This window comes from Hominiventricola filiformis (assembly GCF_020686965.1).
Taxonomy (GTDB): domain Bacteria; phylum Bacillota; class Clostridia; order Lachnospirales; family Lachnospiraceae; genus Hominiventricola; species Hominiventricola filiformis.
In genome coordinates, this window is sequence record NZ_JAJEPS010000024.1 from 26752 (window position 1) to 39447 (window position 12696).

12 protein-coding genes and 1 tRNA gene are annotated in these 12696 nt (G+C 42.2%); 8 read left to right on the forward strand and 5 right to left on the reverse strand.

The window, feature by feature from the left end; translation table 11 throughout:
* Positions 1 to 7: 7 nt before the first annotated feature.
* From jag to rpmH, 5 genes are read right to left on the reverse strand one after another with little or no spacing between them, the layout of a single operon-like run.
* Positions 8 to 739 carry an RNA-binding cell elongation regulator Jag/EloR gene (gene jag, locus LKD36_RS15645; protein ID WP_118771638.1) on the reverse strand — a complete coding sequence of 244 codons (732 nt, stop codon included), beginning with the start codon at positions 737 to 739 and terminating at the stop codon, positions 8 to 10.
* 15 nt (positions 740 to 754) lie between these two features.
* Positions 755 to 2032, reverse strand: coding sequence for a YidC/Oxa1 family membrane protein insertase (locus LKD36_RS15650; RefSeq protein ID WP_308460181.1), 1278 nt, complete (start codon positions 2030 to 2032; stop codon positions 755 to 757).
* Positions 2033 to 2049: 17 nt separating this feature from the next.
* Complete coding sequence (gene yidD / locus LKD36_RS15655; protein ID WP_118771640.1) at positions 2050 to 2259, reverse strand: membrane protein insertion efficiency factor YidD; 210 nt, start codon at positions 2257 to 2259, stop codon at positions 2050 to 2052.
* A complete protein-coding gene (gene rnpA / locus LKD36_RS15660) occupies positions 2256 to 2591 on the reverse strand; it encodes a ribonuclease P protein component (RefSeq protein WP_308460182.1) in 336 nt (111 codons plus the stop codon). Before rnpA ends, yidD begins: the two co-directional genes overlap by 4 nt.
* A 47-nt stretch (positions 2592 to 2638) precedes the next feature.
* Positions 2639 to 2773 (reverse strand): 50S ribosomal protein L34, encoded by a 135-nt coding sequence (rpmH, locus tag LKD36_RS15665; RefSeq protein ID WP_117500048.1) that lies wholly within the window; start codon positions 2771 to 2773, stop codon positions 2639 to 2641.
* A 327-nt stretch (positions 2774 to 3100) separates the two neighbouring features.
* Here rpmH and dnaA point away from each other — a divergent pair, with 327 nt between their 5' ends.
* The 8 genes from dnaA (at position 3101) to LKD36_RS15705 (ending at position 12499) form a co-directional block, all read left to right on the forward strand.
* Positions 3101 to 4462, forward strand: coding sequence for a chromosomal replication initiator protein DnaA (gene dnaA, locus LKD36_RS15670; protein ID WP_308460186.1), 1362 nt, complete (start codon positions 3101 to 3103; stop codon positions 4460 to 4462).
* Between the two features lie 288 nt (positions 4463 to 4750).
* Complete coding sequence (gene dnaN / locus LKD36_RS15675) at positions 4751 to 5863, forward strand: DNA polymerase III subunit beta (RefSeq protein WP_118771642.1); 1113 nt, start codon at positions 4751 to 4753, stop codon at positions 5861 to 5863.
* Positions 5864 to 5875: 12 nt separating this feature from the next.
* A complete protein-coding gene (locus LKD36_RS15680) occupies positions 5876 to 6085 on the forward strand; it encodes an RNA-binding S4 domain-containing protein (protein ID WP_118771643.1) in 210 nt (69 codons plus the stop codon).
* A gap of 15 nt (positions 6086 to 6100) precedes the next feature.
* Entirely contained in the window at positions 6101 to 7186 is a 1086-nt protein-coding gene (gene recF, locus LKD36_RS15685; protein ID WP_308460183.1) for a DNA replication/repair protein RecF, read from the forward strand.
* Positions 7187 to 7200: 14 nt separating this feature from the next.
* The gene (gene gyrB, locus LKD36_RS15690) at positions 7201 to 9117 is read left to right on the forward strand and encodes a DNA topoisomerase (ATP-hydrolyzing) subunit B (RefSeq protein WP_118771645.1); all 1917 of its coding nucleotides are present in this window, start codon (positions 7201 to 7203) and stop codon (positions 9115 to 9117) included.
* 21 nt (positions 9118 to 9138) lie between these two features.
* Entirely contained in the window at positions 9139 to 11667 is a 2529-nt protein-coding gene (gene gyrA, locus LKD36_RS15695) for a DNA gyrase subunit A (protein ID WP_308460187.1), read from the forward strand.
* Entirely contained in the window at positions 11664 to 12380 is a 717-nt protein-coding gene (locus LKD36_RS15700; protein WP_308460184.1) for a lysophospholipid acyltransferase family protein, read from the forward strand. The genes gyrA and LKD36_RS15700 overlap by 4 nt, the downstream gene beginning before the upstream one ends.
* 31 nt (positions 12381 to 12411) lie before the next feature.
* Positions 12412 to 12499 (forward strand) — tRNA-Ser (locus LKD36_RS15705).
* Positions 12500 to 12696: the final 197 nt, after the last annotated feature.

Below are 12696 nucleotides of genomic sequence, written 5' to 3' on the forward strand. Positions count from 1 at the left end.
AGGACGCTTATTCGCGTCCTCCTCCCCTTTTATTGTCTCTGTTTTTATTGTTAAAATTTCGTTTGCCGGAACCATTGCCGTATCGGCGGTAACGATTATTATCTCTCGGCTGAACTCCTTCTTTCAGACTGACTACTACTTTTCTGAACGGTTCTTCACCTTCACTGTGGGTCTCCACATAGCGGTCGTTCTGAAGAGCGGAATGAATGACTCTTCTCTCATAAGGATTCATCGGTTCCAGTGTTACCGGTCTTCCGGTTCTGCGAACCTTGAAAGAAATATTCTTTGCAAGATTCTCAAGAGTATCTTTTCTTCTCTGACGATAGTTCTCAGTGTCAACCTTTACACGGATATATTCTTCCTCACCCTTATTGATCACCAGACTTACCAGATACTGAAGCGAATCCAGTGTCTGACCTCTCTTACCAATCAAAACTCCCATGTCATCTCCAGACAAATCAATGTCCATGGTATGCTCTTCTTTATTTTCCTCAGTCGTGATGTTTACCTTAAGATCCATTGCATCAAAAACATCTGCCAGGAACTGTTCTGCACGCTCTGCGGTTTCCAGTATCTTGCGTGCGCGGATTTTTGCCGGTCGGCTTCCGATTCCAAGGAATCCGTTGCTTCCTTTCTCCAGAATTTCATATTCCATTCTGTCAGAAGTTGTTCCAAGCTGAACTGCTGCTTCTACTACAGCATCTTCTACTGTTTTCCCCGTAAACTCTCTGTACTCCATCCCGGTTTCTCCTCCTTACTTTTTGCTCTTCTCGTTGAACTTTCTTACCATATCTGCCTTTGACGCAAGACTTCCCGGCTTGTCTGCATTCTTATAATAATTCGTTGCTATCTCCATAGCCGCTTTCTTTTCTTCCTCAGTCATATGATTTTTCTTTTTCTCGGAATCATATGCACGCATATTTGTTTTTGCAAGATTTACATCTTTCTGAGGCGGAAGTCCTTTTTTCTCACGCAGTTTTTCGTTCTTCTCAATATTTTTCTTAACGATAGCATCGATATCCATCTTATCCAGATGTTTGTTGATCAGGAACTGCTGAATACCTCTGACTACAGCACCCATGATCCAGTAGAGACCCATACCTGCAGGAAGTGATAAACAGAACCATGCAGACATCAGCGGCATCATAATATTCATGGATTTCATAGTAGAAGCCATGGTGTCATTCGGATCATTGGAAGTCTGCTGTGGCATCATTGCCACATTCAGCCATTGAGTCAGTGCTGCCAGTACCGGAACCAGGATTGCACCAAATACCATCAGATACTGTCCTGTACTCAATCCGGATTTGATCATGTTCATCGGTGAGTTTGCAATATTAATCAGAATAAAATCATTCAGATGACTGATTGATGCATGAGTACTTTCGATCAGCGCATCCATACTCGGAAACTGATCTGCCAGCATCGTCCAGGTTGCTTTTCCTGTCTCCTGCAGACGATACAGAATATCAATAACCGTGTTAGTCTGAGTAAAATCTTTTCCAATATAAGCCGTCATTGCACCGTTCTGGCTCAGTTCCTGCATGAACTCCACACCGCCTGCGGTGTTCATGATCTCAGTTGCCAACTCGGTAAATACATTTTTAACACCGTCCACATATGCCGGTACACGCATGATTACCTGATACAGTGCAAACAGGATCGGCATCTGGATGAGAAGCTGCAGACAGCTTCCTGTCGGCGAAACACCATATTTTGCATAGACCGCTTTCGTCTCTTCGTTCATGGCAAGCATGGACATCTCATCTTTTTTATTTGCATACTTCTTCTGAATTGCTTTTAATTCCGGGTTCATCTTTGCAGAAAATTTGGAGAATTTCTGCTGCTTAATCGTCAGCGGCAACATCAGAAGATAGATAATAATCGTAAATAAAATAATACATAAACCTATATTCTGGATTCCGAATACCTGATCCAGAAAATTAAAGAGCACATTCATGATCCATCCAAGAATGCGCGCAATATCCCCAATAATAAACGTACCACTCTGGGTCAATACAATACCTGTCAAAATAATCCTCCTTCAGTCTATGGAACCGGATCATATCCTCCCTTGGAAAAGGGATTGCACCTTAAAATCCGCCATAATGCAAGTAAACCGCCCTTCAGTGCTCCGTATTTCTGGACAGCTTCCAGACCATATTGGGAGCAGCTTGGTATATAAGGGCATTTTGTGCTTTTTAACGGTGATAAATATTTCTGATAAAATCGTATCAGTTCGATTAAAATTGTTTTCATATTAATATTCCGTGAAGTTTTCCCAAGTGAAGAAGTGCACTTTCAATATCCTGACAGTTCTTATCCTTTGCACTTTTCCTTGCGATTACTACCATATCCAAACCACTATTGAACATGTCTTCGTGTAGTCTGTAACTTTCTCTGATCAACCGGGTCACTCTGTGTCTGACCACGCTGTTTCCCACTTTTTTGCTGACAGATATTCCAAGCCGGTTATGGCCGGTCTGATTGTCCAGAACATAAAGAACAAGATGCCTGTTTGCATAGGATTTTCCGTTCTTATAAACGTTCTGGAAATCAGCATTTCGTTTCAATGATTCTGAAAATTTCATTGATACTCCTTATAAATGCCTAGAAGAAAAGGCCACATATATGCGGCCTACGCTGATAACTGCTTTCTTCCTTTTAATCTTCTGGCTGCTAAAACTTTTCTTCCGCCAGGAGTACTCATTCTTGCTCTGAATCCGTGAACCTTCGCTCTGGAACGTTTCTTCGGCTGAAATGTCATTTTCATTATCGGGCACCTCCTTACTTATTCCAATACTACCATATGTTAAAAAACACTGTCTCAATTATACGCAGACAATGCCGGAAAGTCAAGCAAATCCGGCATTTTTTCTTTTTTTAAAAGTTTTCCACATTTTTGTGGATAACTTGTGGATAATTTGTGTATATAACCTCTTTTTCCCCGTTTTGGCTTGCTATCTCAGCTGATTTATTGTATTATTTACCTTGAGAGAGTAGCCACACTAAGGTTGGAAAATCCTGTTTTTCTGAGTTTTCCACACCATGGCATTTCTTTTTATCAACAACTTGGGAGATAAGGGATATGGATACACAACTGGAACTGTTAACTAAAAAATGGGACGGAATCCTGCAGACTATCCGGCAGGAAAATGATTTGTCGAATGTAGCATTTAAGACATGGCTGCTGCCGCTGAAAGTATTCCGAATTGAGGATCATGTCCTTAAGATCACCGCTCCCTTTGAACAGGCTGCCACTTATGTGGAAAATAAATATAAAACATTTCTTTATGTCGCTGTAGCGGAAGCTATGGGAGAAGAATATGAGATAAAAATCATTACGGAAGACGAAGCTTCCAGGGAAACAGCCTATGTTCCCCCTGCAAAGAAGATGCCTACTCCCGTACCTGTGGATGATCAGAAAACCAATCTGAATCCAAAATATACATTTGATACATTTGTTATCGGAAGTAATAACCGGTTTGCCCATGCAGCATCCGTTGCTGTTGCGGAATCTCCGGGAAAAGAGTACAATCCGCTGTTTTTATATGGAGGCGTTGGACTTGGAAAAACCCATCTGATGCACTCTGTTGCCCATTATATTCTTCAGAAAGATCCGACCAAAAAGGTTCTTTACGTGACTTCTGAAGTATTTACCAATGAACTTATTGATTCCATCCGAAACGGAAACAACACCAGTATGACCAAATTCCGTGAAAAATACCGGAATATTGATGTTCTTCTGATCGACGACGTTCAGTTCATTATTGGAAAAGAAAGTACGCAGGAGGAATTTTTCCATACATTTAATGCACTTCACAGTGCCAATAAACAGATCATTATCTCCAGTGACCGTCCGCCAAAAGATATGGAAACGCTGGAAGCAAGATTACAATCCCGATTTGAATGGGGTCTGATTGCTGATATTTCCTCACCGGATTATGAGACCAGAATGGCCATTCTCCGTAAAAAGGAAGAACTGGACGGTTATAATATTGATGACGAAGTCATCCGTTACATTGCCACCAACATTAAATCCAATATCCGTGAATTGGAAGGAGCGCTCAACAAACTGGTTGCTCTTTCTAATCTGGAAAACCGGGAAATCACCATTTCCATGGCGGAAGAAGTGTTGAAAGATATCATTTCCCCCAACAGTAAACGTGAAGTAACGCCTCAGGTAATTCTGGATGTAGTAGCTGAACATTACGGTGTCTCTTCCAATGATATTATCGGTGGAAAACGAAACTCTGAAATTGTAGTTCCCAGACAGATCGTCATGTATCTCTGCCGGGAAATCACAGATACCTCTTATAAGGCCATCGGCATTTTACTTGGAAACCGTGATCATTCCACGATTATCAGTGGTGACAACAAAGTCCGTGACAAGCTGGCTGCCGGTGATACATCCTTAAAAAGCAATATCGATACCATCCGGAAAAAGCTCAGTTCCGGCTGATCTTTTATACCCTTTTCTATTTAATAGGAAGAAACTCAGATTTTTATTAACATTTTCATGTGAATATCATGTAGACAGAATGTGGAGAAGTTTACAATTTTTTCGAAGCTGTTTATAACTTTCCGTTTTTTCACATGCTTATGTTCAGATTTCCACACCTGTTTTTTTACCTGAAATCCTTTAACCACAGGGCTTGTATGACTTATTCACAAATCCACAGCCCCTACGGCTATGAAGACTGATTTACACTATAAAAAAACAGATACACCCACGAAAGGAGTTATACACATGAAATTAATCTGCTCTAAAGCAAATCTCCTCAAAGGAGTTAACATTGTTTCCAAAGCAGTTCCTTCTAAAACAACGATGTCCATTCTGGAATGCATACTTATAGATGCATCTGCCAGTGAGATTAAATTTACTGCAAATGATATGGAACTTGGAATCGAAACTATCGTAGAAGGTGAAATTCTTGAAAAAGGAATTGTTGCGATTGATGCGAAAGTATTTTCTGAGATTGTACGTAAACTGCCAGACAATGATGTCACCATCGATACAGACAGCAATTATCAGATTTCCATTACCTGTGAAAAAGCCAATTTCCATATTTCCGGTAAGTCCGGTGAAGATTTTTCCTATCTTCCCTATATTGAAAAAACAGATTTCATCTCACTTTCTCAGTTCACGCTGAAAGAAGTGATCCGTCAGACTATTTTTTCTATTGCAGATAATGATAATAACAAACTGATGACCGGCGAACTTTTTGAAATTCATAATAATGAATTCAAAGTTGTTTCTCTTGACGGACATCGTATTTCTATCCGCAAAATTGAACTGAAAGATTCCTATCCGGATCGTAAAGTGATTGTTCCTGGTAAATCTTTACAGGAAGTCAGCAAAATTCTTTCCGGTGAAACCGATGAAGAAGTACGTATTTTCTTTACCGGAAATCATATCGTTTTTGAATTTGATAATACAATGGTTGTTTCCCGTCTCATCGAGGGAGAATATTTCAAAATTAACCAGATGCTTTCCAGTGATTATGAAACAAAATTTGTGATCAATAAAAAAGAACTGTTAAGCTGTATTGACCGTGCCACTCTTCTTGTAAAAGAAGGTGACAAAAAACCTATTATTTTCAGAATTACTGATGAAGATATGGAGATCAGCATCAACTCTCAGTTGGGTTCCATGAAAGAAGAGATTGATATCCAGAAAGAAGGAAAAGATATTTTGATTGGATTCAATCCGAAATTCCTTATTGATGCACTTCGTGTCATTGATGACGAAAATATTACAATCTATATGGTAAATCCGAAAGCTCCCTGCTATATCAGGGATGATGAACAGAAATATATTTATCTGATTCTTCCGGTTAACTTTAATGCTTCAGCAAATTAAGGATGGAAAAACATGCAGGAAATTAAATTAAGAGATGAATTTATCAAACTTGGCCAGGCATTGAAAGCAGCCGGACTGGTTGGTTCCGGTGTGGATGCAAAATTGGTCATTCAGGACGGACTTGTAAAAGTCAATGGAGAAACGGAAGTTCAGAGAGGAAAGAAACTTTATGATGGTGATGTGGTGACTTTTGAAGGGGAAACCATCCATATCGTAAAGTAGTGGTTACGCGAATATATGTTCATAAAAGCCATCAGTCTCCAGAATTATAGGAATTACAGTTCACTGAATCTGGATTTTGATCCGAAAACCAATATTTTCTATGGGGATAATGCCCAGGGAAAGACCAATATTCTGGAAGCGGTATATGTCAGCGGGACAACCAGATCCCACAAAAATGCCAAAGACCGGGAACTGATTCTTTTCGGAGAAGAAGAAGCACATATCTGTACCCTGCTGGAAAAAAGGGGACTGGAACATAAGATCGATATTCATCTGAGAAAAAACAGAACAAAGGGAATTGCCATTGATGGGGTTCCGATCCGGAAGGCCAGTGAGCTTTTCGGGCTTCTTCAGTTCGTGTTTTTCTCGCCGGAAGACCTGTGCATTATAAAGAACGGTCCATCTGAAAGAAGGCGGTTTATTGACTCGGAATTATGTCAACTAGATAAAGTCTACCTTCATGATTTGTCAGACTATAATAAGACAGTCCTTCAAAGAAACAAACTATTAAAGGAACTTCATTTTCATCCGGATTATCGGGAAGTGCTTGAAATTCTGGATCTTCAGCTGGTAAAATACGGGAGAGAGATCATAAGAAGACGGCAGGCGTTTATTGGTGAGCTGAATGAGATCATGGGAGAAATTCACGGACGGTTGTCAGGCGGACAGGAACATATGGTTCTGGAATATGAGGCTAATGTGACGGAACAGAATTTTGCCGGTATGCTGGAACAAAATCTTGACAGGGATATTAGGCAGAAGACAACGACAACGGGTCCTCACAGAGATGATCTTTCGTTTATGGTAAATAATATTGATATCCGAAAATTTGGTTCTCAGGGCCAGCAGAGGACGGCAGCACTGTCACTGAAACTTTCGGAGATTGAACTGGTAAAAAGAAGGACAGGGGATACTCCTGTGCTTCTTCTTGATGATGTATTGTCTGAATTGGACGGAAGACGGCAAAACTACTTACTGAACAGCATTGAAAATATACAGACATTAATTACCTGTACGGGACTGGATGAGTTTATCAATCATCGGTTTGCGGTTAACAGGATTTACAAAGTTATAGGCGGAACTGTAACTGTGGAGAATTAACAGGAGGCGGATCAATGAATAACGAATACGGAGCAGATCAAATTCAGATTTTGGAGGGACTGGAAGCAGTCAGAAAGAGACCGGGAATGTATATTGATGATACATCTTTCAGAGGCCTTCATCATCTGGTATATGAGATTGTGGACAATTCCATTGATGAGGCTCTTGCAGGATACTGTACCCATATACAGGTAACCATTCATAAAGACAATTCGATCACGGTAGAAGATGATGGCCGTGGAATTCCTACGGGTATTAACCATAAAGCAGGAAAACCTGCAGTTGAAGTTGTATTTACCGTGCTGCATGCCGGTGGAAAATTTGGCGGTGGAGGATACAAGGTATCAGGAGGTCTTCACGGTGTAGGAGCTTCTGTTGTAAATGCTCTTTCTGACTGGCTGGAAGTTACCATTTACAGCGAAGGAAAGATTTATAAACAGCGGTATGAGAGAGGCAAAGTATGTTATCCGCTGGAAGTGGTTGGTACCTGTCTTCCAAGTAAGACTGGTACGTCGGTCAGCTTCCTTCCGGATGAGACCATGTTTGAGGTGACAGAATACGATTTCAAGACACTGCAGACCAGACTGCGTGAGATGGCATTTCTGACCAAAGGACTTAAGATTACTCTGACCGATGAGAGGGTAGAGCCGGTACTTTCCAAGGTGTACCACTATGAAGGCGGCATTCAGGAGTTTGTACAGTATTTGAACAAGAGTACCACACCGATCTATGATGACATTATTTACTGCGAGGGCGTGAAGGATGGTGTGCAGGTGGAAGTAGCGTTCCAGCATAACGACTCCTATTCTGAGAACTGCTACAGCTTTGTAAATAATATTAATACCCATGAAGGTGGAACTCATCTGACCGGATTTAAGAATGCCCTGACCAGGACATTTAATGACTATGCAAGAAAGAATAAACTTCTGAAGGACAGTGAAAGCAACCTTTCAGGAGAAGATATCCGTGAGGGGCTGACAGCCATTATCAGTGTCAAGATCAGTGAGCCCCAGTTCGGTGGACAGACCAAGCACAGCCTTGGAAATACGGAGGCAAAGAGTGCGGTAGACGGCATTGTATCCGAGCGTCTGACGGTTTATCTGGAGCAGAATCCGCAGGTGGCAAAGATGATCCTTGATAAGTCTATTCTGGCTCAGAGAGCCCGTGAGGCGGCCAGAAAGGCAAGAGATCTGACCAGAAGAAAATCTGCCCTTGATACGTTTGCACTGCCCGGAAAACTGGCAGATTGTTCCGATAAGGATCCGGTAAACTGCGAGATCTACATCGTAGAGGGAGATTCCGCAGGCGGTTCTGCGAAGACGGCCCGTAACCGGAATACCCAGGCAATCCTGCCGCTTCGAGGCAAGATTCTGAATGTGGAGAAAGCACGTCTTGACCGTATTTACGGAAATGAAGAGATTAAATCTATGATTACGGCATTTGGTACCGGCATTCATGAAGATTTTGATCTTTCCAAACTGAGATATCACAAAATCATCATTATGACGGATGCCGATGTGGACGGTGCCCATATCAGTACATTGCTCTTAACCTTCTTATACCGGTTTATGCCGGAGCTGATCCGTCAGGGATATGTGTATCTGGCACAGCCGCCTCTGTACAAGGTTGAAAAGAACAAAAAAGTATGGTATGCCTACAGTGATGAAGAACTAAATGATATTCTGACGGAGATCGGCCGCGATCAGAACAACAAGATTCAGCGTTACAAAGGTCTGGGAGAGATGGATGCAGAGCAGCTCTGGGAGACAACCATGGATCCTGAGCGCCGTGTACTTTTAAGGGTTACCATGAATGAGGAGCAGACCTCTGAAATTGATCTTACTTTTACTACCCTGATGGGAGACAAAGTGGAGCCTCGAAAAGAATTTATCGAGGCCAATGCCAAGTACGTAAAGAATCTTGATATATAATCTGAATATGGGGATTAGATGATGGAAGATAATATTTTTGATAAAATTCATGAAGTAGATCTAAAAGAGACCATGGAGACCTCTTACATTGATTATGCAATGAGTGTCATCGCGTCCAGAGCGCTTCCTGATGTCAGGGACGGTTTAAAACCGGTGCAGCGCCGTGTGCTCTACTCTATGATAGAACTGAATAACGGACCTGATAAGCCTCACAGAAAATGCGCCCGTATTGTCGGCGATACCATGGGTAAATATCATCCCCATGGAGACAGCTCCATCTATGGAGCTCTGGTTAATATGGCACAGGAGTGGTCCACCCGTTACCCGTTAGTAGACGGTCATGGAAATTTTGGCTCTGTGGATGGTGACGGTGCAGCTGCCATGCGTTATACCGAAGCACGTTTAAGCAAGATTTCCATGGAGATGCTGGCAGACATTAACAAAGATACGGTTGACTTTGTACCGAACTTTGATGAGACGGAGAAAGAGCCGTCGGTACTGCCGTCCAGATATCCGAACCTTCTGGCAAATGGAACTTCCGGTATTGCCGTTGGTATGGCGACTAATATTCCGCCTCATAACCTGCGGGAGATTATTGGTGCGGTAGTAAAGATTATTGATAATCGTATTGAAGAGGACAGAGAAACTGGCATTGATGAAGTGCTGGATATTGTAAAGGGACCGGATTTTCCGACAGGTGCGGAGATCCTTGGTACAGCAGGAATCAACGAAGCTTACAGAACCGGACGTGGAAAGATCCGGGTACGTTCCGTGAGCAACATTGAAGCCATGCCAAATGGAAAGAATCGGATCGTTGTCACCGAGATTCCATATATGGTTAATAAAGCCCGCCTGATTGAGAAGATTGCGGAGCTGGTAAAAGACAAGAGAATTGACGGAATTACCCATATTGCCGATGAGTCCAGCCGTGAAGGCATGAGAATCAATATCGAGCTTCGAAAAGACGTGAATCCAAATGTGATTTTAAATCAGCTGTATAAGCATACACAGCTGCAGGATACGTTTGGTGTTATTATGCTGGCTCTGGTTAATAATGAACCAAGAGTATTAAACCTTCTGGAGATGCTGCAGTATTATCTGGCACATCAGGAAGATGTTGTAACGAGAAGAACCAAATACGAACTGAATAAAGCGGAAGAGCGTGCCCACATCTTACAAGGTCTGCTCATTGCGCTGGATAACATTGACCGTGTGATCCAGATTATCCGCGGTTCGCAGACGGTTCAGATTGCAAAAGCTTCCCTGATTGAGGAGTTTGCACTGGATGATGTACAGGCACAGGCCATTGTTGATATGCGTCTGCGTACACTGACCGGTCTGGAACGCGACAAGATTGAGAAAGAGTATGAAGATCTGATGGCACGGATTGATTACCTGAAAGGCATCCTGGCGGACGAGAAGAAGCTTCTCGGTGTGATCCGCGAGGAAATTATGCTGATCTCTGATAAATACGGAGATGACCGGAGAACCAAGATTGGTTATGATGAGTTTGATCTGAGTATGGAAGATCTGATTCCGGTCAGTGATTCTGTCATTACCATGACTCATCTGGGATATATCAAACGTATGACCGTAGATAATTTCCGCAGCCAGAACCGCGGCGGCAAGGGCATTAAAGGTATGCAGACACTGGATGAAGATTTTATTGAAGAGATCTTCATGACCACGACGCATCATTACCTGATGTTCTTTACCAACTTCGGACGGGCATACCGTATGAAGGCCTATGAGATTCCGGAGGCAGGAAGAACCGCAAGGGGAACTGCCATCATCAACCTTCTGCAGCTGCAGCCAGGTGAGAAGATCTCTGCAGTCATTCCGGTAAAAGAGTGGGATGAAACCAATTATCTCATTATGGCTACCAGAGACGGCATTGTGAAGAAGACGAAGATGAAGGATTACTCCAACATCCGGAAGACAGGTCTTCTGGCTATCAGTCTCCGTGAAGGTGATGAGCTCATTGAGGTGAAGATCACCGATGGTAATGACGACGTGATTCTGATTACGAAGAATGGTATGAGTATCCGGTTCCATGAGACCGATGTACGTACGACAGGACGTGTTTCCATGGGTGTTATCGGTATGAATCTGGATGAAGATGATGAAGTGGTTGCCATGCAGCTTGACCGTCAGGGCGAGTATCTTCTGATTGTTTCTGAAAATGGATACGGAAAAAGAACTTTAACCTCTGAATTCCATGTACAGAATCGTGGCGGTAAAGGTCTGAAGTGCTATAAGATTATGGATAAGACCGGCTGTGTGATCGGTGCCAAGGCAGTCAATGACGGCAATGAGATTATGATGATTACCAATGAGGGAATCGTAATCCGCACCGGCTGTGATGATATTTCTCTTCTTAAGAGAATTACCTCCGGTGTGAAACTCATGGACATCAAGGCGGAAGAAGGCATCAAGGTAGCCAATATTGCAAAGGTAAGACAGGAAGTTTCTCAGGATAATGACCTGGAGGATGGATTTGAAGAGTCTGCAGAATCCATGGAAGAGTCAGAAACGGAGTCTGAAGAATGAAAAGAATCTTATTGATGGTATTCCGTAATATCATCTTTGTTCCATATTGGTTTTGTCAGCTTCTCTGGTATGCGGCCCATACGGACAGCATACCGGAGGAGAAAAAGCTGGCACTGCTGAAAAAAATCGTAGCACATGCCAATGCGGGCGGCAATGTGACGGTAAAAGCATATGGTACGGAACATATCCCGCGTGACGGAAGTTTTATGTTTTATCCAAATCATCAAGGACTTTATGACGTGCTGGCAATCATTGATACCTGTCCGCGTCTGTTTTCTGTTGTTGTGAAGAAAGAACTGAAAGACATCTTTTTCCTAAAACAGGTCTTTCAGATCATCGGAGCTTATGCACTGGACAGAGAAGATGTGCGTCAGTCCATGAAGGTGATTCAGCAGGTGAGCCAGGATGTGGCAGCAGGCAGAAACTTTCTGATCTTCCCGGAAGGTACCAGATCCAGAGATGGAAATGAACTAGGGGAATTCAAAGGTGGTTCATTTAAATGTGCCATGAAGGCAAAATGCCCCATTGTACCGGTAGCCATTATTGATTCTTATAAAGCATTCGATACCGGCTCTACGGAAAATGTAAATGTACAGGTACATTATCTGGAACCGATTACATACGATGAATACAAGATGTTGAAGACGACAGAAGTTGCAGAAATTGTGAAAGAAAAAATCAAAAATACTATTGACAATTACGCAACCTGTTAGTATAATATGTCATGCGTCGCGAATGAGGCGCGGAGAAATACTCAAGTGGCTGAAGAGGCGCCCCTGCTAAGGGTGTAGGTCGGGTGACCGGCGCGAGGGTTCAAATCCCTCTTTCTCCGTTTTCTTTTATCAAAATAACAACTAAAAAACAAATTAAAAAATTTGAAAAAAGTTGTTGACAAGATAAAAGAGATATGATAAGATAGTCAAGTCGTCGCGAGAGAGCGAATGACAAAGACAAACAATGAACCTTGATAATTAAATAGTGCTTTAAAGATCTTCGAAAATTCTTTTTGAAAATTTTTAAACGAACAGC